The 23,801-nt window shown below is 59.7% G+C and carries 23 protein-coding genes; 17 read left to right on the top strand and 6 right to left on the bottom strand.

Annotated features, from left to right (window positions below):
- The first annotated feature begins 59 nt into the window (after positions 1–59).
- Positions 60–203, top strand: a complete 144-nt coding sequence (locus J3P91_RS20895; RefSeq protein WP_434601614.1) for a hypothetical protein — start codon at positions 60–62, stop codon at positions 201–203.
- A 98-nt stretch (positions 204–301) separates the two neighbouring features.
- Positions 302–457: a hypothetical protein gene (locus J3P91_RS20890; protein WP_434601613.1), complete on the top strand. Its 156-nt coding sequence runs from the start codon at positions 302–304 to the stop codon at positions 455–457.
- 30 nt (positions 458–487) lie between these two features.
- Here J3P91_RS20890 and J3P91_RS20885 read toward each other — a convergent pair whose 3' ends face one another.
- On the bottom strand, positions 488–1,477 hold the full coding sequence (locus J3P91_RS20885; protein WP_434601612.1) for a hypothetical protein: 990 nt from the start codon (positions 1,475–1,477) through the stop codon (positions 488–490).
- 343 nt (positions 1,478–1,820) lie between these two features.
- Between J3P91_RS20885 and J3P91_RS20880 the strand changes: the two genes are divergently transcribed.
- Positions 1,821–3,137, top strand: coding sequence for a HipA domain-containing protein (locus tag J3P91_RS20880; protein ID WP_434601611.1), 1,317 nt, complete (start codon positions 1,821–1,823; stop codon positions 3,135–3,137).
- Entirely contained in the window at positions 3,134–3,538 is a 405-nt protein-coding gene (locus J3P91_RS20875; RefSeq protein WP_434601610.1) for a helix-turn-helix domain-containing protein, read from the top strand. Before J3P91_RS20880 ends, J3P91_RS20875 begins: the two co-directional genes overlap by 4 nt.
- Positions 3,539–3,652: 114 nt before the next feature.
- Here J3P91_RS20875 and J3P91_RS20870 read toward each other — a convergent pair whose 3' ends face one another.
- The 4 genes from J3P91_RS20870 to J3P91_RS20855 form a co-directional block, all read right to left on the bottom strand.
- Positions 3,653–4,366 (bottom strand): HNH endonuclease, encoded by a 714-nt coding sequence (locus J3P91_RS20870; RefSeq protein ID WP_434601609.1) that lies wholly within the window; start codon positions 4,364–4,366, stop codon positions 3,653–3,655.
- Positions 4,367–4,468: 102 nt separating this feature from the next.
- Positions 4,469–5,002: a BRO-N domain-containing protein gene (locus tag J3P91_RS20865; RefSeq protein WP_434601608.1), complete on the bottom strand. Its 534-nt coding sequence runs from the start codon at positions 5,000–5,002 to the stop codon at positions 4,469–4,471.
- Positions 5,003–5,391: 389 nt separating this feature from the next.
- Positions 5,392–6,642: a ribonucleotide-diphosphate reductase subunit beta gene (locus J3P91_RS20860; protein WP_305499322.1), complete on the bottom strand. Its 1,251-nt coding sequence runs from the start codon at positions 6,640–6,642 to the stop codon at positions 5,392–5,394.
- A 489-nt stretch (positions 6,643–7,131) separates the two neighbouring features.
- Entirely contained in the window at positions 7,132–7,395 is a 264-nt protein-coding gene (locus J3P91_RS20855; protein ID WP_305499325.1) for a DUF2790 domain-containing protein, read from the bottom strand.
- A 419-nt stretch (positions 7,396–7,814) separates the two neighbouring features.
- Here J3P91_RS20855 and acs point away from each other — a divergent pair, with 419 nt between their 5' ends.
- From acs to astE, 13 genes are all read left to right on the top strand, one after another.
- Positions 7,815–9,770 (top strand): acetate--CoA ligase, encoded by a 1,956-nt coding sequence (gene acs / locus J3P91_RS20850; RefSeq protein ID WP_434601607.1) that lies wholly within the window; start codon positions 7,815–7,817, stop codon positions 9,768–9,770.
- 938 nt (positions 9,771–10,708) lie between these two features.
- Positions 10,709–11,482: an ABC transporter substrate-binding protein gene (locus tag J3P91_RS20845; RefSeq protein ID WP_305499327.1), complete on the top strand. Its 774-nt coding sequence runs from the start codon at positions 10,709–10,711 to the stop codon at positions 11,480–11,482.
- 90 nt (positions 11,483–11,572) lie between these two features.
- On the top strand, positions 11,573–12,262 hold the full coding sequence (locus tag J3P91_RS20840; RefSeq protein WP_215008046.1) for an ABC transporter permease: 690 nt from the start codon (positions 11,573–11,575) through the stop codon (positions 12,260–12,262).
- Entirely contained in the window at positions 12,259–12,957 is a 699-nt protein-coding gene (locus J3P91_RS20835) for an ABC transporter permease (RefSeq protein ID WP_434572342.1), read from the top strand. Before J3P91_RS20840 ends, J3P91_RS20835 begins: the two co-directional genes overlap by 4 nt.
- Before the next feature lie 56 nt (positions 12,958–13,013).
- Positions 13,014–13,778, top strand: coding sequence for an ABC transporter ATP-binding protein (locus J3P91_RS20830; protein WP_434601606.1), 765 nt, complete (start codon positions 13,014–13,016; stop codon positions 13,776–13,778).
- A gap of 112 nt (positions 13,779–13,890) precedes the next feature.
- Positions 13,891–14,871 carry a GlxA family transcriptional regulator gene (locus J3P91_RS20825; RefSeq protein WP_305499333.1) on the top strand — a complete coding sequence of 327 codons (981 nt, stop codon included), beginning with the start codon at positions 13,891–13,893 and terminating at the stop codon, positions 14,869–14,871.
- Between the two features lie 411 nt (positions 14,872–15,282).
- The gene (locus J3P91_RS20820; protein ID WP_305499337.1) at positions 15,283–16,503 is read left to right on the top strand and encodes an aspartate aminotransferase family protein; all 1,221 of its coding nucleotides are present in this window, start codon (positions 15,283–15,285) and stop codon (positions 16,501–16,503) included.
- Between the two features lie 209 nt (positions 16,504–16,712).
- The gene (gene aruF, locus J3P91_RS20815) at positions 16,713–17,732 is read left to right on the top strand and encodes an arginine/ornithine succinyltransferase subunit alpha (RefSeq protein ID WP_434572348.1); all 1,020 of its coding nucleotides are present in this window, start codon (positions 16,713–16,715) and stop codon (positions 17,730–17,732) included.
- 56 nt (positions 17,733–17,788) lie between these two features.
- The gene (gene astA / locus J3P91_RS20810; protein WP_434572350.1) at positions 17,789–18,814 is read left to right on the top strand and encodes an arginine N-succinyltransferase; all 1,026 of its coding nucleotides are present in this window, start codon (positions 17,789–17,791) and stop codon (positions 18,812–18,814) included.
- Entirely contained in the window at positions 18,811–20,280 is a 1,470-nt protein-coding gene (gene astD, locus J3P91_RS20805; RefSeq protein WP_434605195.1) for a succinylglutamate-semialdehyde dehydrogenase, read from the top strand. The genes astA and astD overlap by 4 nt, the downstream gene beginning before the upstream one ends.
- Before the next feature lie 132 nt (positions 20,281–20,412).
- Positions 20,413–21,759 (top strand): N-succinylarginine dihydrolase, encoded by a 1,347-nt coding sequence (gene astB, locus J3P91_RS20800; RefSeq protein ID WP_434601605.1) that lies wholly within the window; start codon positions 20,413–20,415, stop codon positions 21,757–21,759.
- Positions 21,760–21,828: 69 nt separating this feature from the next.
- The gene (locus J3P91_RS20795) at positions 21,829–22,116 is read left to right on the top strand and encodes a topoisomerase II (RefSeq protein ID WP_305499345.1); all 288 of its coding nucleotides are present in this window, start codon (positions 21,829–21,831) and stop codon (positions 22,114–22,116) included.
- A gap of 12 nt (positions 22,117–22,128) precedes the next feature.
- Positions 22,129–23,136, top strand: coding sequence for a succinylglutamate desuccinylase (gene astE / locus J3P91_RS20790; protein WP_434601604.1), 1,008 nt, complete (start codon positions 22,129–22,131; stop codon positions 23,134–23,136).
- A 123-nt stretch (positions 23,137–23,259) separates the two neighbouring features.
- Here the strand turns inward: astE and J3P91_RS20785 are convergent, their stop codons facing one another.
- Complete coding sequence (locus tag J3P91_RS20785; protein WP_434601603.1) at positions 23,260–23,769, bottom strand: 6,7-dimethyl-8-ribityllumazine synthase; 510 nt, start codon at positions 23,767–23,769, stop codon at positions 23,260–23,262.
- Between the last annotated feature and the right edge of the window lie 32 nt (positions 23,770–23,801).

Raw genomic sequence — 23,801 nt, 5'->3', positions numbered from 1 at the left:
GGGCGATGAACATGCAACAGGGTGTAGGTTCACCCCCGCCTGGTTGAGAGGAGTCGTTTATGCATATGCCTATCCCAGAGAAAGACTGGAAAATATTCAAAGGGCTGCGCGACTTGGCACTGGAACGTTTTTGCCAAGGCGTGCTGACTGTCGCCACGACGATAAGCGAGCGGGAGGGCTTTCGGCACACGCACGATATCTGAAGCTCTATAGGCTGATTCGTGACCGCGACAAAGACCTTGCCAACGCCTTTAACCATTTCAGTCGGTCAAGCGCACGAATGTGCTTGGCGCTTATGGTCATGCACGACTTGTTGACCGAGGCTGAGTTGTCCGCCTTGAGCGAGGAAACGCTACGTGGAATGAGTATCGTGGTTCGTCAGCCTTATGAACTGGATTGGGGCGAAGAGACCGAGCCGCAGGACCAGTATGCGAAAAGACGGCATCATCCAAGCTGACCCGCAGGTCTGTGTGGGCCTGGAACCGGATCAGTCTTCAGCCAACCCCGGCGCCTCCCGAACAATGAAGTGATCCAGGTTCTCGATATTGGCACTGAACACCCCGAACGTTTCTTCGGGGTTCTTCTTGCTCGGCACCTGCTTCAACTCCGGCGTCACGCCATAAAAGAAGCAATACAATGGCGCGTCACTGTCGATGGCGTGCTTGATCTCTGCCAGGAATGCCTTGCGCTTGCGGTAGTTGTCGATGAGCTTCTTGCTCAGGTAAACGTTGACCGAGTAAGGCTTCTTCTTCGTCTCGTCCGGCTGCTTGAACCAGACCTTTGCTTCGAAATCGATGCGAAAGCTCAGCGTGTAATCCTTGATCTCCTTGATCTTGCCCCAGTAAATCAAGCCCTTGTTGTCCTGCAGGTACTCGATCTTCTTGAAGAACGATCCATAGGGCGCCGTGTGCTCGCCAATCTTCAGCGGCATGCGCTTGAGCAAATCCTTGTCCGCGAAATTCGAGACGAAACACTCCACCGGATGGGCGAAGACACTGGTCTTGTCCGGTGTCGAGTCCTGAGCGGAATGAGCGTTATCACCGTGGGAAGATAAGGAAGGAGGCGTAGGCCGAGTCGCGTCAACATCCTTCGATGGCTCGGACGGCTTACGCACATACTGACGCCGAGTCAGCAACAGCTCCGACGGAAAATGCTCCTCGCGGTGGTCATCCGTTTCCGCCTCGCCACTTTCTACATCCAGCCCCGGCGTTTTCGGACTGACATAAGGACAGCCCTCGATATGCCGGGTCGTAGGCTGATTCTTGAAATGCGGCGTGCGGATGTAATTGACGTTCTTGGCGTTGAGCGTCGTCAGCCGATTCTCCTCATCAAACGCCGCCCGACAGGCATCGTTGGGGCACTGAAAGCGCTCCTTGGCCGAATCGAAGGCCATGGTCTCGTCGAAATTCAGATCCCGAACGTCATAGATCGAAAGCTTGGTATCAAGGCTGAGGCAGTAGGCGGTGTCGAATTTCATCGAGGCTCGGGTCCGTGAGAGGAAGTGTATTAATACCGAAGGACGCGGCGGGCTGCACCCAAAGTTTCAACGCACCACAAACCTCTGTGGGAGCGAGCCTGCTCGCGATGCCCTATCCCGAACCCGGTCATCAAGCCTGCCATCCGCCGATGCCCCGAAACCCGTGGCGCGGGAGCTTGCTCCCGCTGGGCTGCGGAGCGGCCCTCGTTCTGCAGTCCAGGGGTAAGCGGAGTCGGCATCATAATACCGATTGTGCGTAGGGCCCTGCCGGTAATCGGAATTATATTGCTGGTATATGGAATTTGAACGAGACTAACCGGCATCATAGTTCCGGTTGATGGAAATGTCAGAGCACCTTACGATCCAGACTTACGTTGACGGCCGGTGGCACGATGCTGTGGTCTTCACTGTGTCGAACGCTCAGAAGGTTGAAGAGTCGCGATGCAGCGTAGCTTATGACCAGCATTATTTGCTCCATTTCATCCATAGGCTGGATACGGCGTTTGAACCCGCCATCAGCGTAAACCTTCCGCTGAGCTGGGACGCTATCGATAGCAAAGGCTATCCGCCATTTGTCTACGACATCATACCGGCCGGTGCTGCTCGTAAATCTCTGCAAAAACGATTCGGTGGGGATAAGCCTGACGGCATGGACATGAGCTTTTTCCTCCTGAGTCGCTGCACGCCTTCACCCATTGGACATTTACGGGTAAAGGAGTCTTTTGAGCATATCGATCAAACTCGAAAGGAGGCCTTTGCGCGCAAAGAAGTCGTAAGCCGAACCAATGATTTTCTCGAATACGCCTATGAGTCTGGTGCTGCGTTAGGCGGTGCTACGGGGGCTCAGGGGGAAGCTCCGAAGCTGATTATGGTCGAGGATGAGAATGGCGCTCTTTATGCCGACGCGATGCTTTCTGATGAGCTTGCGCGTCGCCATTGGTTGGTGAAATTTGCTCGCAACCAAGCTACTGAGCGCGACAAGAACATCCTTAGGGCCGAGTACCACTACTACAAAGCGATCTCCCAACTCGGTTTGAGCACCATATCTACAAATGAACTGGTACTTGAGGAAGCCGATAAGCCAAGCCTGTGGATGCCACGCTTTGATCGGCGAGTCGCCAACGGGGTGGTAGAGAGGATTCCGATCGAGTCGATTTATTCAGTGTGTGAGAACACTGAGCCTGGTTCGAGAATGAATCATGAGGATGTGCTCAGCCGACTGATCCATCTGTGGCGTACGAATGGGCAGGAAGGTGAGCTTGAGGAACTGTTATTTGAATACCTCCGCCGTGATCTGTTGAATCGTATCCTGGGGAATTCGGACAACCATGGGCGCAACACGGCCATCTTCAGGTATCGGGACAAATTCGAACTGGCGCCGATCTATGATCTTGCACCGATGGTTCTCGATCCGGAAGGCGTCACTCGGGTAACCAAATGGAAGGCCGAGCATATGGGAAGTCCAAACTGGGAAGTGATCTGCAGTGGCTTCCAAGACTTGGTCAGCCCTGACGTGCTCTTTGAGCGTCTGCTCGGAGCCGCCGAGACATTCAGAGCGTTACCGGATCTGCTGGTCGATCTTCCTGATGAAGTGAGGCTCGCTCAGTCTATTCCGCTGAACAATTTGGATAAGCGCCTGGTTGCATGGGGGCTGCGATGAAAGAGAACACCAACGAACGGCGCAGGGAGCTCATTGACAACATCGTCATGCAGCATGTGACGGGGATCGAAACCCTGGGAACCGCTATTCGCCGGCTACGGCTTGAGGTGACTGGCCTGGATCAGGAAACCTTTGCAGCCATGTGCAAGATGTCGACCAAGGCCCTGTACCAGATCGAGAAGGACAAGGGTAATCCAACCCTTAGCACCATCGAAGCCATCTTGAGGAAATTCGGGCTGCGCCTGGGGCTGACGAAGTCTGCCACGACCCTTTACACGCCGCCGCCCAAGCCGCAAAAAACGACTTCCCCAATGCCCGTTCGCGGTGCCAATCCTAAACGCAAAACCGCAGCACAGCTCGGTACGAAGGCCAAGGATGGCGACAAGGGCGCGACCGAGTAGGTGGAGAAATCTTCACTGGATCATGCTTGCCTGTCGCCTTAACGCCAGTACCCGTGGCGAGGGAGCTTGCTCCCGCTGGGCTGCGTAGCAGCCCCAACCCAACTGAGCGTTTTGTCACTCAACGACCAAACGATCAACCTTCTTATACAGCGACAAAGTAAATGCCTCTCTATCACTGGCAAGATGACAACGCCGATGGCAATTCGGACATAGCGCAACCGCGTTAGTAATGCTGTCCGACCCGTTCTGAGCCAGATGCTTCACATGATGCACTTCAAGAAACGGCAAACCATCCACCTCGAACGGTGCGTTTTGACCGCAACCTTCGCAAACTCCTTTAGCCAACTCAGCAACCCACGCCCGGACTTTGGGATCCCGAACGTAAGACGTCGTGATTGTACTGACTTGTTGCGGATTCGGGTTTCCTAACGGTTCGATCTTGAGTCCATTCTTTTGCAGCTTGGTGGTCCGGCGGATCAACGTCTTATGATCGGCGGTTGGAGCAGGCTCGGCCGTCCCAGGCAGCACCTTATTGGTAAGCACCTTGCGGATTCGCTGAGCCACACCCGCACCAATATTCTTGGCGGGCATGTAGCCGGTAATTCGCCGCAACTCCATTTGCTCAAGCACCGCAGAGATATTTTGCATGCGATATTCAATCGACGCAGGGCTACGCTTGTTCAGCGGCCCGTCGCGTAAAAGCTGGTTTTGCACCGACTTCTTGAAGCTCTGGCCGTTTAACTCGCGGTCCAACATCTTCAAGTACGCATCAACCGAAGCCTCGAGCTCTTCGTCGCTCCAGTTACTTTTTTCCTTTGAGGTATCCATACAGTCGCCGAGGGTTGAAAAACCCTCGGACGATACTGAGTGGCCATTACGGTTGTCTACGAAAATTCCTACAGAAAAAGCCGCGCTTTCGTCTCGGTGTTTCTAGGGCATCGATTGTCCGGATACGTGAAATACCTCCACCAGCCGACGCCACCAAGGTTTAGCTGTACCTGACCGCCCCCAAGTCCGATTGAGCAACAAATATGGCATGTCCCGAAGTCGAATCCAGCCGTCGTTTTGCCAATGCAACAGGCTCAAGGACATCTCCGGCCAGTACAGAACACTCAGCATCGGCCGCTCGGTATCGCTTGATGCCTGGGCGTCACGCAGGGCCGGTACGACTTGATGCGTTAGCCATTCACGCAGCAAGCGATTTCCCGGCGCGTAGTGATAAACCAGTAGGGCATACGCGCCGGACTCGCTGAGCATTAGCCGCTTTTCAGGTTGGCCGTGATAACGAATCAGCAGGGCGTGTCGCTGGTCCTCATCCAATTTGGTGACCATGCGGTCGTTCAGATGCACACCCATTAACCGTCCGAGGTCGCGAGCGCAGAACCAAGGTTGGTTCTCCAGAAGCAGGGCATGAAGATGGAGGCTATGACGGGTGAAAACCGCCGGAGTGTAAGCATCAGGCATGATGGGTCTCCGAGGTGCACGGAGAACAGAGCTGCGTTTTTGTGGGCATGACGACCTCTACGTTAGAAGGTTAGCGGCGCGAGCCCGACGTAGAGGATGTAAGAAACCCCAACTAGCTTCTTCTCCACACAGAATTGCAAATGTCCTTAGACAGTACGCGGTTCTATGCTTGGCGATTAGCTACTACGTTGGGCGTTTCTTAGGCACCTGCGACTAAGATAGGTAACGAGGCGATACGGCGTCAATACGGAACGATTCTGAGTTTTGCGTAGGGCAAAGACAGCGTTACAGTCTCAGAGCTAAACGCAGTTTTGCTCCCCTAGAAAACTAAAAACCCCGTTTTCACGGGGTTTTTAATTAAATGCTGATGGTGCAACGAGGACTAGAAATCAATCCCAGCTCAAAGCCCCACCCGTCTGATACTCAATCACCCGAGTCTCAAAGAAATTCTTCTCTTTCTTCAAGTCCATGATCTCGCTCATCCAAGGGAACGGGTTGGTCGTCCCTGGGTACTCTTCCTTCAAACCAATCTGCGACAGGCGACGGTTGGCGATGAACTTGAGGTAGTCCTCCATCATCGCCGCGTTCATGCCCAGTACGCCGCGAGGCATGGTGTCGCGGGCGTATTCGATTTCCAGTTGGGTCCCTTGCAGGATCATCTGGGTTGCTTCTTCCTTCATTTCCGCATCCCACAGGTGTGGGTTTTCGATCTTGATCTGGTTGATCACGTCGATGCCGAAGTTCAGGTGCATGGATTCGTCGCGCAGGATGTACTGGAACTGCTCGGCGACGCCGGTCATTTTGTTGCGGCGGCCCATGGAGAGGATCTGGGTGAAGCCGCAGTAGAAGAAGATGCCTTCCAGGACGCAGTAGTAGGCGATCAGGTTGCGCAGCAACTCTTTGTCGGTTTCCGGGGTGCCGGTTTCGAACTTCGGATCGGAGATCGAACGGGTGTATTTCAGGCCCCAGGCGGCTTTTTTCGCGACCGATGGGATCTCGTGGTACATGTTGAAGATTTCACCTTCATCCATGGCCAGCGATTCGATGCAGTACTGGTAGGCGTGGGTGTGGATCGCCTCTTCGAAGGCCTGGCGCAGGATGTACTGGCGGCACTCCGGGTTAGTGATCAGGCGGTACACGGCCAGGACCAGGTTGTTGGCAACCAGGGAGTCGGCGGTGGAGAAGAAGCCCAGGTTGCGCATGACGATGCGGCGTTCGTCGTCGGTCAGGCCTTCTGGGTTTTTCCAGAGGGCGATGTCGGCGGTCATGTTGACTTCTTGCGGCATCCAGTGGTTTGCGCAGCCGTCCAGGTACTTCTGCCAGGCCCAGTCGTATTTGAAAGGCACGAGCTGGTTGAGGTCGGCGCGGCAGTTGATCATGCGCTTTTCATCGACGGCGACACGGGCGGAGGCGCCTTCGAGTTCGGCGAGGCCTTCGGCGACGTCGAGTTTGTCGAGGGCGGCCTTGGCGCGAATGATCGCGGCCGAGTCGCTGGCCGTCACGGCGCGGGCTTCGAGCGCGGCGGCACCGCCGGCGCTGTCGAGGCGGTCCATGTTGGCTTCAGAAGCGTGGCCGGCGTTGGCGCCTTTTACCGCGACTTCGCCGTCGTCTTCTTTGTCGAATTCGTCCCAGCTCAGCATGACGTGTCGTCTCCTGCGTGAGGGCCAGATGCCCATTGAAAGGCCTACTGGCCGCGGTGGATCTTGGAAAGTCGTTTGTTGCAGCAGCTGACGCAGGCAATAAACAGAAAAATGTACGGGTTGTACTGAAGCGGCTTGCACGCATCGGCATGGTCGGCCGTTACGCAGGCTTCAGGTTGGCTTTGATCCCTGTAAGGGGATATTGCAGGCCCGTTTAAGGCGGCATTATAAGGACTTTTTTGCCTACGTGGTGCGGCGAAATAGCTCACAGAAGAGGTCGCGGGGGGCATACCCGCATGGGAGCGAGGGTTTACAAGGCTTTGACCGTTGAAGATTTTTTTTGCCTGGATCGGATGGCGGGCTTTTTTGATCAGAAAGTGATCGATTTTTGCCGTTTTGCACTACATGTTGTGTTTGCTGGCGGTTTTTGGTGGCTCCAGACACAACCAGGCCCGATCGAAATCGGGCCATGGAAACTGCCAGTTGTGATCAGCCGTTGGAGCAGCCGGTGCCCATGACGCTGTAGCGCATGATGTGGCGCTGGCCCTTGGAATCTTCATATTCCATTTTTGCCGGGACCACTTCGCAGACATTCGGGATGGTGCTCATGGAAATGACTTTGGCGATGTCCAGGTGGGTGGAATAGGTGTACTCCTCGATCGCCGGTTTTTGCTGTGCGACATCGGTCGGGGCCTCATCCGCCATGGCGGTGGCGCAAAGGCTGCCAAGGACCAGAACCCATAAAGCTTTCATCTGTATTTCACCTTTCTTGAGGTCGAGTGGGGTCACGCAGCCTTTTTGGGGCTGCGTGTGGAGCAAGTGTTGGAAGTTGGATCAACGGCCTTCGTGGGGGCTGTGTTGCGTCAATCGGGTTTGCCGGTTGGCGGGGTTGATTTTAGGAGGCGAGGGGAGGGGTAAACAGACTTGGTTTTGATAAACACTGTTGGTTGATCTGGTAATAATCGGGTGATTACCCGTTGGATTGATGTTGGTTCACAGGACGCCTTCGCGAGCAGGCTCGCTCCCACATGAAGATATCTTCAGGCGGATTTGCAGGTTAGTACCGACATTTTGTAGGGACTTGTTACTACCATCGTCGAATGGTTCTATAGGCCCGCCCCAAGCTACAACGGAACCATACAAAAACAACTATTGTCACCGAGGTAAGAAAGATGAGTGCGGCTTCTGTGTATCCCGTTCGTCCCGAGGTTGCGGCCAGTACGCTGACTGACGAGGCGACCTATAAGGCCATGTACCAGCAGTCGGTCGTCAACCCCGATGGCTTCTGGCGCGAGCAGGCCAAGCGCCTCGACTGGATCAAGCCTTTCACCACGGTGAAACAGACCTCGTTCGATGATCACCATGTCGACATCAAGTGGTTTGCCGATGGCACCTTGAACGTTTCCTACAACTGCCTCGACCGTCATCTGGAAGAGCGCGGGGATCAGGTTGCGATCATCTGGGAGGGCGATGACCCGTCCGAGAGCCGCAACATCACTTATCGCGAACTGCATGAAGAAGTCTGCAAGTTCGCCAACGCCCTGCGCGGCCAGGACGTGCACCGCGGCGACGTGGTGACGATCTACATGCCGATGATTCCCGAGGCCGTGGTCGCCATGCTGGCCTGCACCCGGATCGGTGCAATCCACTCGGTGGTGTTCGGCGGCTTCTCGCCGGAAGCCCTGGCCGGCCGCATCATCGACTGCAAATCCAAGGTGGTGATCACCGCCGACGAAGGCATCCGTGCCGGCAAGAAGATCCCGCTCAAGGCCAACGTCGATGACGCGCTGACCAACCCGGAAACCAGCAGCATCCAGAAAGTCATCGTGTGCAAGCGCACGTCGGGCAACATCAAGTGGAACCAGCATCGTGACATCTGGTACGAAGACCTGATGAAAGTGGCTGGCACCGTTTGCGCGCCGAAGGAGATGGGCGCCGAGGAAGCGCTGTTCATCCTCTACACCTCCGGTTCCACCGGCAAGCCCAAGGGCGTGCAGCACACCACCGCCGGTTACTTGCTGTACGCGGCGCTGACCCATGAACGCGTATTCGACTACAAGCCCGGTGACATCTACTGGTGCACCGCCGACGTGGGCTGGGTTACCGGCCACAGCTACATCGTCTACGGCCCATTGGCCAATGGCGCGACCACGCTGCTGTTCGAAGGCGTGCCGAACTACCCGGACGTCACCCGAGTGGCCAAGGTGATCGACAAGCACAAGGTCAATATTCTCTACACCGCGCCGACCGCGATCCGCGCAATGATGGCCTCGGGCACTGCCGCCGTCGAAGGCGCCGATGGCAGCAGCCTGCGCCTGCTGGGTTCGGTGGGCGAGCCGATCAACCCGGAAGCCTGGGACTGGTACTACAAGAACGTCGGCAAGGAGCGTTGCCCGATCGTCGACACCTGGTGGCAGACCGAGACCGGTGGCGTGCTGATCAGCCCGCTGCCAGGCGCCACGGCGTTGAAGCCGGGTTCGGCCACGCGTCCGTTCTTTGGCGTGGTGCCGGCGCTGGTGGACAACCTCGGCAACCTGATCGAAGGCGCCGCCGAAGGCAACCTGGTGATCCTCGATTCGTGGCCGGGCCAGGCTCGTACGCTGTACGGCGACCATGACCGTTTTGTCGACACTTACTTCAAGACCTTCAGCGGGATGTACTTCACCGGTGACGGCGCTCGTCGCGATGAGGACGGCTACTACTGGATCACCGGTCGGGTGGACGACGTGCTCAACGTTTCCGGCCACCGCATGGGCACCGCCGAGATCGAGAGCGCCATGGTTGCTCACCCGAAAGTCGCCGAGGCGGCGGTGGTGGGTGTGCCACACGACATCAAGGGGCAGGGCATCTATGTCTACGTCACCTTGAATGCCGGCGAAGAAACCAGCGAAGCCCTGCGCCTGGAGTTGAAGAACTGGGTGCGCAAGGAGATCGGCCCGATTGCCTCGCCGGACGTGATCCAGTGGGCGCCGGGGCTGCCGAAAACCCGTTCGGGCAAGATCATGCGCCGCATCCTGCGCAAGATCGCCACGGCGGAATACGACGGCTTGGGTGATATCTCCACTCTGGCCGATCCGGGTGTGGTGGCGCACCTGATCGAGACGCACAAGACCATGAACGTCGCCTGACGCTCATTGCAACACACAAAAAGCCCCGCCTGGCAGTTTTGCCGGATGGGGCTTTTTTGTGCGCGCCCGCCGCGCGATGTGGCTCGGGAACAAGCGCCTTTGTGGCGAGGGAGCTTGCTCCCGCTCGGCTGCGCAGCAGTCGTCAACCGGCCGGCGCGATATGCCTGAATGACCGCGGTGCCTGGTTTGGGGGCCGCTGCGCAGCCCAGCGGGAGCAAGCTCCCTCGCCACGGGTTCGGTGTTTGAATGGATAGGGTGGTCGGCCGATGGGGTGTAGCTCAGTAGCCGCGGTGCCTGGGTTTGGGGCGCCTTTGTGGCGAGGGAGCTTGCTCCCGCTCGGCTGCGCAGCAGTCGTAAACCGGTCAATGCGGTATGACTGAACGACCCCGGTGCCTGGCTTTTGGGGCTGCTGCGCAGCCCAGCGGGAGCAAGCTCCCTCGCCACAGGGTGGGTGTGTGGCTGGTGGGGTGTTCGAATAAATATCGGCGTTTAAAGTAGGAGGTGTCTGAGCGTTACCGGTGTTTCGAAATGTGTAACCGAAGGCGCCACGACGGGGCGAAGTGAAACGCAAAGCCCCGTTTCAGGGCCGTTTCGGACCGATGGAAAAACAAGCCGACACGCTGTGCTTGCCGGATTAGAAGGGTTTGCGAATAATGGGCCCGCTATTTGCAGCATGGATCGGTTCCCTGTCTTTTGCTCTTGCATGAATTTGCGGAGCTGTCAATGTGCTCGAACAGCTTTCTCGGTGCTTCTGTAATTAGTTGTCGCATTGAAGAAATATCGGCTTCGGGCCTGTCGTTAGAATGCCGATCACTCGCTCGTCGTGGCTCGCGTTGAATAAATCGTGAGCTTCCTAGGACGCAAGTTCGTTTCACCCATTCGCATATTGGGCTGTTGCTCACTCTGCCGTTTTCGCCCTTTACCGATGGAGTCCCAAGATGAAGAAACTTGTGCTGCTTGGCGCCCTGGCACTGTCCGTGCTGTCCCTGCCGACTTTCGCCGATGAGAAACCTCTGAAGATCGGTATCGAAGCGGCTTACCCTCCGTTCGCCTCGAAAGCCCCGGATGGCAGCATCGTCGGCTTCGACTACGACATCGGCAATGCGCTGTGCGAAGAGATGAAGGTCAAGTGCGTGTGGGTCGAGCAAGAGTTCGACGGCCTGATCCCTGCGCTGAAAGTGCGCAAGATCGATGCGATCCTGTCGTCCATGTCGATCACTGAAGATCGCAAGAAGTCCGTCGACTTCACCAACAAGTACTACAACACCCCGGCCCGCCTGGTGATGAAGGCCGGTACCCAGGTGAGCGACGGCCTGGCCGAGCTCAAGGGCAAGAACATCGGCGTACAGCGTGGTTCGATCCACGAGCGTTTCGCCCGTGAAGTCCTGGCCCCGCTGGGTGCCGAGATCAAGCCGTACGGTTCGCAGAACGAAATCTACCTGGATGTTTCCGCCGGTCGTCTCGATGGCACCGTGGCCGACGCCACGCTGCTGGATGACGGCTTCCTGAAGACTGACGCGGGCAAGGGCTTTGCCTTCGTCGGCCCGGCCTTCACCGACGAGAAATACTTCGGCGACGGCATCGGTATCGCGGTTCGCAAGGGCGATGCGCTGAAAGACAAGATCAACAGCGCGATCACCGCCATTCGCGAGAACGGCAAGTACAAGCAAATCCAGGACAAATACTTCGCCTTCGATATCTACGGCAAGTAACTACGTCCCGCCACTGCGGCGAAATGGCGCAAGCAACAGGATCTCTGCGGTTTGCGCCATTTTTTCATCCCACTTTCGAGGACCTGAATCATGTTGAAAGGCTACGGGGCTGTCATCCTCGATGGCGCATGGTTGACGCTTCAGCTCGCCTTGTCGTCCATGGCCCTGGCCATCGTCCTGGGGCTGATCGGTGTCGCGTTGCGCCTCTCGCCGGTGCGTTGGCTGGCGTGGCTGGGCGACCTGTATTCCACGGTCATCCGCGGCATTCCCGACCTGGTGCTGATCCTGCTGATTTTCTACGGCGGCCAGGACTTGCTCAACCGCGTCGCGCCGATGCTCGGCTATGACGACTACATCGACCTGAACCCGCTGGCGGCCGGTATCGGCACCCTGGGTTTCATCTTCGGTGCGTACCTGTCCGAGACCTTTCGCGGCGCCTTCATGGCAATCCCCAAGGGGCAGGCCGAGGCGGGCATGGCGTATGGCATGAACGGCTTCCAGGTATTTTTCCGGGTGATGGTGCCGCAGATGATCCGCCTGGCGATTCCGGGCTTCACCAACAACTGGCTGGTACTGACCAAGGCCACCGCGCTGATTTCGGTAGTGGGCCTGCAAGACATGATGTTCAAGGCCAAGCAGGCGGCGGATGCCACCCGCGAGCCTTTCACCTTCTTCCTCGCGGTGGCGGCGATGTACCTGGTGATCACCAGTGTCTCGTTGCTGGCATTGCGTCACCTTGAGAAGCGCTACTCGGTAGGCGTAAGGGCGGCTGATCTATGATCTTCGACTACAACGTCATCTATGAAGCCTTGCCGCTGTACTTCAGTGGCCTGCTGACCACCTTGAAGCTGCTGGCCCTGTCGCTGTTCTTCGGCCTGTTGGCGGCGTTGCCCCTGGGGCTGATGCGTGTGTCCAAGCAGCCGATTGTCAACATGACGGCCTGGCTCTACACCTACGTGATCCGCGGCACGCCGATGCTGGTGCAACTGTTCCTGATCTACTACGGGCTGGCGCAGTTCCAGGTGGTGCGCGAGAGCTTCCTCTGGCCATGGCTGTCCAGCGCGACGTTCTGTGCGTGCCTGGCGTTCGCCATCAACACCAGCGCCTACACCGCCGAAATCATCGCCGGCAGCCTGCGGGCCACGCCTAACGGCGAGATCGAGGCGGCCAAGGCCATGGGCATGTCGCGCTACAAGCTGTACCGCCGGATCCTGCTGCCGTCGGCGTTGCGCCGGGCACTGCCGCAATACAGCAACGAAGTGATCATGATGCTGCAGACCACCAGCCTGGCGTCCATCGTCACCCTGATCGACATCACGGGTGCGGCGCGCACGGTGAATGCTCAGTATTACTTGCCGTTCGAGGCCTACATCACGGCCGGCGTTTTCTACCTGTGCCTGACCTTCATCCTGGTGCGCCTGTTCAAACTGGCCGAGCGCCGCTGGCTGGGTTACCTGGCCCCGCGCAAGCACTGATAACGCATCGATCCGATCGACTGCTCAACGACTGACGTTTTGTGAGAACCGACCGCATGTACAAGCTTGAAGTCCAAGACCTGCATAAACGCTATGGCAGTCATGAAGTGCTCAAGGGCGTGTCCCTGAAAGCCGCCGCCGGTGATGTGATCAGCATCATCGGCTCCAGTGGCTCCGGCAAGAGCACGTTCCTGCGTTGCATCAACCTGCTTGAGCAACCCCATGCCGGCAAGATTTTGCTCAACAACGAAGAGCTGAAGCTGGTGGCGGGCAAGGACGGCGCCATGAAGGCCGCGGACCCCAAGCAACTGCAACGCATGCGTTCGCGGTTGTCGATGGTGTTCCAGCATTTCAACCTGTGGTCGCACATGACCGCGCTGGAAAACATCATCGAAGCGCCAGTGCATGTGCTGGGCGTGGCCAAGGCCGAGGCGCGGGAGAAGGCCGAGCATTACCTGAACAAGGTCGGCGTGGCCCACCGCAAGGATGCCTACCCGGGCCACATGTCCGGCGGCGAACAGCAGCGCGTGGCGATTGCCCGGGCGCTGGCGATGGAGCCTGAAGTGATGCTGTTCGACGAGCCGACCTCGGCGCTGGACCCGGAGCTGGTCGGCGACGTGCTCAAGGTGATGCAGGCCCTGGCCCTGGAAGGCCGGACCATGGTGGTGGTGACTCACGAGATGGGCTTCGCCCGCGAGGTGTCGAACCAATTGGTGTTCCTGCACAAAGGCATCGTCGAAGAAAGCGGCAACCCGCGCGAAGTGCTGGTCAATCCGCAATCGGAGCGCTTGCAACAATTCCTGTCGGGCAGCCTGAAGTAATCGCTCCCGTACGCACCTGATTTGGGTCATGCTGCGCACCGCGCGCCAGATGGTCTAATTTGGTTGCAGCCGCTTTTGGCTTTAACACTGTTTTCGCTTCGGATCGCTCGCCATGACTGCCCATCGAATAGGTTTCCTGATTTGGCCCAGCACTAAAGCGTTGACGCTGGCGCTGGCCGAGGAGGCCTTGCGTGTTGCGCAGCGAGTGCATCCGGACGTGGTCTACGAGCTGTCGTTTTTGCACGCCGAGCCGCCGGCCGAGGGTGCCTGGCAGCTGCCGGGCGAACCCTGGGCCGGCAAGCTCGAAGGCCTGCAGAAACTGTTCCTGCTGGCCGACGAGCCGCCGACGTCGCTGGCCTCGCCGCTGAGCAGCGCGCTCAAGCAACTGGTGCGCGCCGGATGCGTCATTGGCGGCTTGTCCGCCGGTGTCTATCCGCTGGCGCAGTTGGGTTTGCTTGATGGTTACCGGGCCGCCGTGCACTGGCGCTGGCAGGACGATTTCTCCGAGCGTTTTCCCAAGGTTATCGCCACCAGCCATTTGTTCGACTGGGACCGCGATCGCCTGAGCGCCTGCGGCGGCATGTCGGTGCTCGACCTGTTGCTGGCGGTGCTGGCGCGCGATCACGGCGCCGAGCTGGCCGGCGCGGTCTCGGAGGAACTGGTGGTCGAGCGCATTCGCGAAGGCGGCGAGCGCCAGCGCATCCCGTTGCAGAACCGCCTCGGCTCCAGTCATCCGAAGCTCACCCAGGCGGTGTTGCTGATGGAGGCCAACATCGAAGAGCCGCTGACCACCGACGAAATCGCCCAGCATGTGTGCGTGTCCCGTCGGCAGCTGGAGCGAATCTTCAAGCAATACCTCAACCGCGTGCCCAGCCAGTACTACCTGGAGCTGCGCCTGAACAAGGCCCGGCAGATGCTGATGCAGACCAGTAAATCGATCATCCAGATCGGCCTGTCCTGCGGTTTCTCCTCCGGGCCGCATTTCTCCAGCGCCTACCGCAACTTCTTCGGCGCCACGCCGCGGGAAGATCGCAACCAGCGGCGCAGCAGCAGCCCGTTCGAATTGTCGTCGGTGCCGTCCGAACGGGGTTAGGGCAGATAAGGCTCCTGTGGTAAGGCAACTTACCTGTGGCGAGGGAGCTTGCTCCCGCTGGGCCGCGAAGCGGACCCAAACGGTAACCCCGGTGTGTCAGATTGATTGGGGGGCCTTTCTGGGGGACGCTGCGCGCCCCAGCGGGAGCAAGCTCCCTCGCCACAGATAACGCCTCTCAAACGACAGTTGTGGCTGGGCAGGGAAATGTAGATGCCGCTGCCTCAAACCCGGCGGCAACGTTTAAACTGCGCCTTTGCGATGCTATTTGTCGCATTGGCGTAAACCCGCGAAAATCGTGGGTTGGCGCTATAAGAAGTTGTCGCTTGGCGGCAAGGCCGGGCCGAAAACTGTCCTTACAATCCTCACCAAGCTCGCCAGTTCCAGGCGGGTGTTCCTCTTCAGGAGACTCCGATGTCCGTTGAGCAAGCCGCGGTCCAACGCGCCGATTTCGACCAGGTAATGGTTCCCAACTATGCACCTGCTGCCTTTATCCCTGTGCGTGGTGCTGGTTCCCGCGTGTGGGACCAGTCCGGTCGCGAGCTGATCGATTTTGCTGGCGGTATCGCAGTCAACGTACTGGGCCATGCCCACCCGGCCCTGGTCGGAGCCCTGACCGAGCAGGCCAACAAGCTGTGGCATGTGTCGAACGTATTCACCAACGAACCGGCCTTGCGCCTGGCCCACAAGCTGGTCGACGCAACCTTTGCCGAGCGCGCGTTCTTCTGCAACTCCGGCGCCGAAGCCAACGAGGCCGCATTCAAGCTGGCCCGTCGCGTCGGCTTTGATCGGTTTGGCAGCGAGAAATACGAGATCATCGCTGCGCTCAACAGCTTCCACGGGCGCACCCTGTTCACCGTCAACGTTGGCGGGCAGTCGAAGTACTCCGACGGTTTCGGTCCTAAAATCACCGGCATCACCCACGTTCCTTATAACGACCTTGCAGCTTTGCAAGCAGCAGTCTCGGACAAGACCTGCGCCGTGGTGCTGGAGCCGATCCAGGGCGAGGGCGGCGTGCTGCCGGGCGATCTGGCTTACCTGCAAGGCGCCCGCGAGCTGTGCGATGCACACAATGCGCTGCTGGTATTCGACGAAGTGCAGACCGGCATGGGCCGCAGTGGCGAATTGTTCGCCTACATGCACTACGGCGTCGTCCCGGACATCCTCACCAGCGCCAAGAGCCTGGGCGGTGGTTTCCCGATCGCGGCGATGCTCACCACCGAAGCGCTGGCCAAGCACCTGGTGGTCGGCACCCACGGCACCACCTATGGCGGTAACCCGCTGGCCTGCGCGGTGGCCGAAGCGGTGATCGACGTGGTCAACACGCCTGAAGTGCTCGGTGGCGTCAAAGCCAAGCATCAGAAATTCAAGGCGCGCCTGGAGCAGATCGGCGAGAAATACGGCCTGTTTACCCAGGTCCGTGGTCTGGGCCTGTTGATCGGCTGCGTGCTGAACGACGCCTGGAAAGGCAAGGCCAAGGACATTTTCAATGCCGCCGAGCAGGAAGGCCTGATGATTCTGCAAGCCGGCCCGGACGTGATTCGTTTCGCCCCGAGCCTGGTGGTGGAAGACGCCGACATCGACGCCGGCCTGGATCGCTTCGAGCGGGCTGCGGCGAAGCTGACGCAAGCCTGATCCAGACTTGACCGGCCCTGGTGTGGGTCGGGCTTTTGTGGGAGCGAGCCTGCTCGCGAATGGAGTCGCCTCGGTCCGCCAGGCAGATCGAGTCGTCTGCTTCGCGAGCAGGCTCGCTCCCACAGGAGGTTCACTTCAGTGTCCGGTTTTTATTCTCTGTGTATCGGCCTCACGGTCGAACCGTTTATTTCAAGTTAAGGAGTGACACCATGCTGGTGATGCGCCCCGCGCAAATGGCTGACCTGGGCGAGGTACAGCGGCTGGCTGCGGACAGTCCGATCGGTGTCACTTCCTTGCCGGACGACGTGGAACGCCTGAGCGACAAGATCGCTGCAAGCGAAGCCTCGTTCGCCGCCGAAGTCAGTTTCAACGGCGAGGAAAGCTATTTCTTCGTCCTCGAAGACACCACCACCGGCAAGCTGGTGGGCTGTTCGGCCATCGTCGCGTCGGCGGGCTATTCCGAGCCGTTCTACAGCTTTCGCAACGAGACGTTCGTCCATGCCTCCCGCGAGCTGAAGATCCACAACAAGATTCACGTCCTGTCCCAGTGCCACGACCTGACCGGCAACAGCCTGTTGACCAGTTTCTACGTGGTCCCGGAATTGGTCGGCTCGCCCTGGGCGGAGCTCAACTCCCGCGGACGCCTGCTGTTCGTGGCCAGCCACCCGGAGCGCTTCGCCGATTCGGTGGTGACCGAGATCGTCGGCTACAGCGACGAGAATGGCGATTCACCGTTCTGGGACGCCATCGGTCGCAACTTCTTCGACCTCAATTACGCCGCCGCCGAGCGCCTGTGCGGGCTGAAAAGCCGGACCTTCCTCGCCGAGCTGATGCCGCATTACCCGATCTACGTGCCGCTGTTGCCGGACGCCGCCCAGGAAGCCATGGGCCAGGTCCACCCGCGTGCACAGATCACCTTCGATATCCTGATGCGCGAAGGTTTCGAGACCGATCACTACATCGACATCTTCGACGGCGGTCCGACCTTGCATGCGCGTGTCTCGGGGATCCGCTCGATCGCCCAGAGCCGCGTGGTGCCGGTCAAGATCGGTGAAACGGTCAAGGGCGTGGGCCGTCAGTACCTGGTGGCCAATGCCCAACTGCAGGATTACCGCGCCGTGCTGCTCGAACTCGATTACGCGCCGGGCAAGCCCGTGACACTGGATATGGAAGCGGCCGAAGCCCTGGGCGTCGGCGAGGGTGCGAGCGTGCGCCTGGTAGCCGTATAACGCTTTACAGACGAGTTTTTCGCGGGTGGCTTGAGCGGCCCGTTTGAGGAGATAGCATGATCGTTCGTCCCGTACGCAGCAGCGATTTACCCGCGCTGATCGCCCTGGCCCGCAGCACCGGCACCGGCCTGACCACCCTGCCGGCCAACGAAGAGCGCCTGGCCCATCGGGTCGGCTGGGCCGAGAAGACCTTTCGCGGCGAAGCCGGGCGTGGTGACGCGGACTATCTGTTCGTGCTCGAAGACGACGATGGTCGCGTGGTGGGCATTTCCGCCATTGCCGGTGCCGTGGGGCTGCGTGAGCCCTGGTACAACTTCCGCGTCGGCCTGACGGTCAGCGCTTCCCAGGAGTTGAACATCTACCGGGAAATCCCGACGCTGTTCCTGGCCAACGACCTGACCGGCAACTCCGAGCTGTGCTCGCTGTTCCTGCACGCCGACTACCGCAACGGCCTGAACGGTCGCATGCTGGCCAAGGCGCGGCTGCTGTTTATCGCCGAATTCTCCCAGCTGTTCGGCAACAAGATCATCGCCGAGATGCGCGGCATGTCCGACGAAAACGGCCGTTCGCCGTTCTGGGAAAGCCTCGGCCGGCACTTCTTCAAGATGGAATTCAGCCAGGCCGATTACCTGACCGGCGTGGGCAACAAGGCCTTCATTGCCGAATTGATGCCCAAGTTCCCGCTGTACACCTGCTTCCTGTCCGAGGATGCCCGGGCCGTGATCGGCCAGGTTCATCCCGACACCGAACCGGCGCTGTCGATGCTCAAGAGCGAAGGCTTCAGTTATCAAGGCTACGTCGACATCTTCGACGCCGGTCCGGCCGTTGAATGCGAAACCAGCAAGATCCGCGCGATTCGCGACAGCCAGGCGCTGGTACTCGCCATCGGCACGCCGGGCGATGACGCCACGCCGTTCCTCATCCATAACCGCAAGTGCCAGGACTGCCGCATCACGGCGGCGCCTGCGCGCTTCGCCGCGGGCACTCTGGTGGTCGATCCGCTGACCGCCAAACGTCTTCAACTCAACGCCGGCGACCAGGTGCGTGCCGTGGCGTTGTCCGCCGCTCGGGAGTCGAAATAATGAAATCGCTGTACATCGCGGGAAGCTGGCTGGAAGGCCAGGGCGACGTCTTTGAGTCGTTGAACCCGGTCACCCAGCAAGTGCTGTGGACGGGCAAGGGCGCCACGGCGGCGCAGGTCGAGTCGGCCGTGCAGGCGGCGCGCCAGGCGTTCCCGGAGTGGGCGCGGCGCTCGCTGGATGAACGCATCCAGGTGCTCGAAGCCTTCGCCGGCACCTTGAAGACGCAGGCTGATGAATTGGCCCGTTGCATCGGTGAGGAAACCGGCAAGCCGCTGTGGGAAGCCGCCACCGAAGTCACCAGCATGATCAACAAGGTGGCGATTTCGGTACAGAGCTACCGCGAGCGCACCGGCGAAAAGAGCGGCCCCCTGGGCGACGCCACCGCCGTGCTGCGGCACAAGCCCCACGGTGTGGTGGCGGTATTCGGCCCTTACAACTTCCCCGCTCATCTGCCCAACGGGCACATCGTGCCGGCGCTGCTGGCGGGTAACTGCGTGTTGTTCAAACCGAGCGAGCTGACCCCGAAAGTCGCCGAGCTGACGGTCCAGTGCTGGGTCGAGGCCGGCCTGCCGGCGGGCGTGCTGAACCTGCTGCAAGGTGCGCGGGAAACCGGTATCGCCCTGGCGGCGGATCCGGGCATCGACGGGCTGTTCTTCACGGGTTCCAGTCGCACCGGCAACCTGTTGCATCAGCAATTCTCCGGTCGTCCGGACAAGATCCTCGCGCTGGAAATGGGCGGCAACAACCCACTGGTGGTGGATGAAGTGGCCGACGTCGATGCGGCGGTGTACACGATCATCCAGTCGGCGTTCATTTCCGCCGGCCAGCGTTGCACCTGCGCGCGCCGCCTGTTGGTGCCGGAGGGTGCCTGGGGCGATGCCTTGCTGGCGCGCCTGGTGCAGGTCAGCTCGACTATCGAAGTCGGCGCCTTTGACCAGCAACCGGCGCCGTTCATGGGCTCGGTGGTTTCCTTAGGCGCGGCGAAGGCGCTGATGGATGCGCAAAATCATTTGTTGGGCAAGGGCGCCGTGCCACTGCTCGCCATGACCCAGCCACAGCCCCAGGCCGCGTTGCTGACCCCGGGTATTCTCGACGTCACCGCCGTGACCGAGCGCCCCGACGAAGAGTTGTTCGGGCCACTGCTGCAGGTGATCCGCTACAAGGATTTCGCCGCCGCGATCAGCGAAGCCAACAATACCCAATATGGCCTGGCCGCCGGTTTGCTCTCGGACTCGCAAGAACGTTACGACCAGTTCTGGCTGCAAAGCCGCGCCGGCATCGTCAACTGGAACAAACAACTGACCGGCGCCGCCAGCAGCGCGCCATTCGGCGGCATCGGCGCCTCGGGCAATCACCGCGCCAGTGCTTATTACGCGGCGGATTACTGCGCGTACCCGGTTGCGTCGCTGGAGACACCAAGTTTGGTGATGCCGGCCAGCCTGACGCCTGGCGTAAAAATGGTTTAAGCCCCAATCGCGAGCAAGCTCGCTCCCACAAGGACAGTGCAAGACCCTGTGGGAGCGAGCTTGCTCGCGATAGCCGCGCCGCGGTTGTTACTCGATGTCTATAAAAAAACAGATTCTCGTGGAGCCTCGCTGATGAAATCCTATGAAGTCAACTTTGACGGTCTAGTGGGGCCGACCCATAACTACGGCGGGCTCTCGTACGGCAACGTCGCGTCCCAGAGCAATAGCCAGCAATCCTCCAACCCCAAGGAGGCGGCGCTGCAAGGCCTGGCGAAAATGAAGGCGCTGATGGACATGGGGTTCCAGCAGGGCGTGCTGGCGCCGCAGGAGCGTCCGGACGTGGCGGCTTTGCGTCGGCTGGGCTTTGCCGGCAGCGATGCGCAGGTCATCCAGCGCGCCGCGAAAGAAGCGATGCCGCTGCTGGTCGCCAGTTGCTCGGCCTCGAGCATGTGGGTGGCGAACGCCGCTACCGTCAGCCCGAGCGCCGACACCGCTGACGGCCGGGTGCATTTCACCGCCGCCAACCTCAATTGCAAGTACCACCGCAGCATCGAGCACCCGACCACCAGCCGTGTGTTGGGCGCGATGTTCGCCGACCAGCAGCACTTCGCCCATCACGCCGCGTTGCCCGCGGTGGCGCAGTTCGGCGATGAAGGCGCGGCCAACCACACGCGATTCTGCCGTGCCTATGGCGAGGCCGGCGTCGAGTTTTTTGTCTTCGGCCGCAGCGCCTTCGACAGCCGCTACCCGTCGCCACAGAAATACCCGGCGCGCCAGACCCTCGAAGCGTCCCGCGCCGTTGCCCGCCTGCACGGCCTGAGCGAGGAGGGCGTGGTGTACGCCCAACAGAACCCGGCGGTGATCGACCAGGGCGTCTTCCACAACGACGTGATCGCGGTCGGTAACGGCGAAGTATTGTTCTATCACGAGGACGCCTTCCTCGACACGGACCGGATGCTGGCCGAGCTGGGCGATAAAATCGCCAAGGTCGGTGGGAAATTTCAGCCAGTGTGCGTACCGCGTTCGGCGGTCACCGTGGATGATGCGGTACGTTCCTACCTGTTCAATAGCCAATTGCTGTCCCGTGCCGACGGCTCGATGCTGTTGATCGTCCCGGAAGAATGCCGTGGCAACGAACGCGTCTGGAACTACCTGCAAGGCCTGACGGGGTCTGGCGGGGTGATTCGCGAAGTGAAGGTCTTCGATCTCAAGCAAAGCATGCAGAACGGCGGCGGCCCCGCTTGCCTGAGGTTGCGCGTGGCGCTTAACGAAACCGAACTGGCGGCCGTCAACCCAGGGGTTATCATGACCGCGCCGCTGTATGAGTCGTTGACCCAATGGGTCGAGCGCCATTACCGCGACCGCATGACCGAAAACGACCTGGCGGACCCGCAATTGTTGCTTGAATGCCGGTCGGCACTGGATGAACTGACACAAATCCTTAAACTTGGCGCGGTTTATCCTTTCCAGATCAATTGAAAGCGCGCGCGTCCTGACTACAGTCAAAGCAGGGCGCGTTGCCTTATCCCCCGACGAGAATGTAAAGACATGAGCGATACCCTGCAGCTGATCCTAGAAGACACCGACGGCACGCAACTGGAAACCTCCTGCACCCGCGTCGCGGTGATGTGGCAGGGCAAGGAGCTGTGGATCCAGCAGGACGGCCGCGGCCAGCTGTTGATCGGCGTCGACGTCGAGGAAGGGGACGCGGAATACGCCAACCTCTTGCTGCGTCCATTGGCGACCAACCTGGTCAGCCTGCAACTGGAAATGGAACCGGCCGACATCGGCGATGACGACCATGTCCATGGCCCTGACTGCGGCCACGATCACTAAGGAAACCGCACTATGCTCGCCCTCGGCAAACTGCTTGAACTGACCCTCGCCGGCCGCGAACCGGCGGAGAAGACTCAACTGACTGTCGAAGGCGTACGGATGCGCTGGTTGAGCGAGGGCGCGCTGGAGGTCAAGCCGCCCGAAGCCCGGGACAACGGCTTGGACCTGCTGCTGTCGGCCGGTATCCATGGCAATGAAACCGCGCCGATCGAGTTGCTCGATCGCCTGCTGCACGACATTGCCCGTGGCGACCTGAAGCCGCGGGCACGCATTCTTTTTCTGTTCGGCAACCCCGAGGCGATTCGTCGCGGCGAGCGTTTTGTCGAGCAGGACGTCAACCGGCTGTTCAACGGCCGCCACGAACTGAGCGGCGGCCCCGAGGCGTTGCGCGCCTGTGAGCTGGAACGGCTGGCCGCGAGTTTCTTCAGCGTGCCGGACCGCAGCCGTCTGCACTACGACTTGCACACCGCCATTCGCGGTTCGAAGATCGAGCAGTTCGCCCTGTACCCCTGGAAGGAAGGTCGCCAACATTCACGTCGCGAGCTGGCGCGCCTGCGCGCGGCGGGCATGGAAGCGGTATTGCTGCAGAACAAACCGTCCATCGTCTTCAGCGCGTACACCTACGATCAGCTGGGTGCCGAGTCCTTCACCCTGGAACTGGGCAAGGCCCGGCCGTTCGGGCAGAACGGTGGCGTCAACGTCAACCAGCTGGAAACCCGCCTGCACCAGATCATCGAAGGCAACGAGCCGGAGCTGGAAGAGAGCCTGGATGGTCTGCAACTGTTCAGCGTGGCGCGGGAAATCATCAAGCACAGCGACAGCTTCCGCCTGAACCTGCCGGCGGACATCGAGAACTTCTCGGAGCTTGAAAAAGGTTACGTCCTGGCCGAGGACATCGCCCAGACCCGCTGGGTGATCGAAGAAGAGGGCGCGCGGATCATCTTCCCCAATCCCAAGGTCAAGAATGGCTTGCGCGCGGGCATCCTGATCGTGCCAGCGACTGACGAGAACCTGGCCTAAAGCCAACGCAGAACCAATGTGGGAGCGAGCTTGCTCGCGATTGCGGTGCTTCAGTCAATGTTGAAGGTGACTGACAGTCCGCTATCGCGAGCAAGCTCGCTCCCACAGGGTCTCAGTGTTTCTTTAGACCGCGACCGACCGCTGCTCACTGCGGCGCAACGCCCGCGTCTTGTGCAGCGTATCGGCACAGGTCTTCGCCGCTTCCTGGCCCTTGTACACGAAGTGCTCGAAGAAGAATTTCTGATGTTCTTCGCCAGCGTGGAAGTGATGCGGCGTCAGCACGACCGAAAATACCGGCACTTCGGTTTCCAGCTGAACCTGCATCAAACCGCTAATCACCGATTGGGCGACGAACTCGTGGCGATAGATGCCACCGTCCACCACCAGGCCGGCGGCGACGATGCCGGCGTAACGACCTGACTTGGCCAGCAGCTTGGCGTGCAGCGGGATTTCGAAGGCGCCGCCGACTTCGAAGAAGTCGATGTCACTTTCCTGATAACCCTGGCTGATCATCTCGGCGACGAAGCCTTTACGGCTCTGGTCGACGATTTCCTTGTGCCAGCAGGCCTGGATGAACGCGACGCGCTCGCCCGGATGGATTTTGGTCTTGCTGTCGATTGCGGTGGGTTGCATGTTCTGGTTCCTGTTTGTGTGAAAAACAGGGC

It is taken from the genome of Pseudomonas sp. Z4-7 (assembly GCF_051131965.1).
In the GTDB taxonomy this organism is placed as follows: domain Bacteria; phylum Pseudomonadota; class Gammaproteobacteria; order Pseudomonadales; family Pseudomonadaceae; genus Aquipseudomonas.
This window is presented reverse-complemented; position numbering and strand designations above follow the sequence as displayed.

Coding starts and splice junctions, on each gene's coding strand:
- J3P91_RS20895 (WP_434601614.1), top strand. CDS start 60: ATGCATATGCCTATCCCAGAGAAAGACTGGAAAATATTCAAAGGGCTG.
- J3P91_RS20890 (WP_434601613.1), top strand. CDS start 302: ATGCACGACTTGTTGACCGAGGCTGAGTTGTCCGCCTTGAGCGAGGAA.
- J3P91_RS20885 (WP_434601612.1), bottom strand. CDS start 1,477: ATGAAATTCGACACCGCCTACTGCCTCAGCCTTGATACCAAGCTTTCG.
- J3P91_RS20880 (WP_434601611.1), top strand. CDS start 1,821: ATGTCAGAGCACCTTACGATCCAGACTTACGTTGACGGCCGGTGGCAC.
- J3P91_RS20875 (WP_434601610.1), top strand. CDS start 3,134: ATGAAAGAGAACACCAACGAACGGCGCAGGGAGCTCATTGACAACATC.
- J3P91_RS20870 (WP_434601609.1), bottom strand. CDS start 4,366: ATGGATACCTCAAAGGAAAAAAGTAACTGGAGCGACGAAGAGCTCGAG.
- J3P91_RS20865 (WP_434601608.1), bottom strand. CDS start 5,002: ATGCCTGATGCTTACACTCCGGCGGTTTTCACCCGTCATAGCCTCCAT.
- J3P91_RS20860 (WP_305499322.1), bottom strand. CDS start 6,642: ATGCTGAGCTGGGACGAATTCGACAAAGAAGACGACGGCGAAGTCGCG.
- J3P91_RS20855 (WP_305499325.1), bottom strand. CDS start 7,395: ATGAAAGCTTTATGGGTTCTGGTCCTTGGCAGCCTTTGCGCCACCGCC.
- acs (WP_434601607.1), top strand. CDS start 7,815: ATGAGTGCGGCTTCTGTGTATCCCGTTCGTCCCGAGGTTGCGGCCAGT.
- J3P91_RS20845 (WP_305499327.1), top strand. CDS start 10,709: ATGAAGAAACTTGTGCTGCTTGGCGCCCTGGCACTGTCCGTGCTGTCC.
- J3P91_RS20840 (WP_215008046.1), top strand. CDS start 11,573: ATGTTGAAAGGCTACGGGGCTGTCATCCTCGATGGCGCATGGTTGACG.
- J3P91_RS20835 (WP_434572342.1), top strand. CDS start 12,259: ATGATCTTCGACTACAACGTCATCTATGAAGCCTTGCCGCTGTACTTC.
- J3P91_RS20830 (WP_434601606.1), top strand. CDS start 13,014: ATGTACAAGCTTGAAGTCCAAGACCTGCATAAACGCTATGGCAGTCAT.
- J3P91_RS20825 (WP_305499333.1), top strand. CDS start 13,891: ATGACTGCCCATCGAATAGGTTTCCTGATTTGGCCCAGCACTAAAGCG.
- J3P91_RS20820 (WP_305499337.1), top strand. CDS start 15,283: ATGTCCGTTGAGCAAGCCGCGGTCCAACGCGCCGATTTCGACCAGGTA.
- aruF (WP_434572348.1), top strand. CDS start 16,713: ATGCTGGTGATGCGCCCCGCGCAAATGGCTGACCTGGGCGAGGTACAG.
- astA (WP_434572350.1), top strand. CDS start 17,789: ATGATCGTTCGTCCCGTACGCAGCAGCGATTTACCCGCGCTGATCGCC.
- astB (WP_434601605.1), top strand. CDS start 20,413: ATGAAATCCTATGAAGTCAACTTTGACGGTCTAGTGGGGCCGACCCAT.
- J3P91_RS20795 (WP_305499345.1), top strand. CDS start 21,829: ATGAGCGATACCCTGCAGCTGATCCTAGAAGACACCGACGGCACGCAA.
- astE (WP_434601604.1), top strand. CDS start 22,129: ATGCTCGCCCTCGGCAAACTGCTTGAACTGACCCTCGCCGGCCGCGAA.
- J3P91_RS20785 (WP_434601603.1), bottom strand. CDS start 23,769: ATGCAACCCACCGCAATCGACAGCAAGACCAAAATCCATCCGGGCGAG.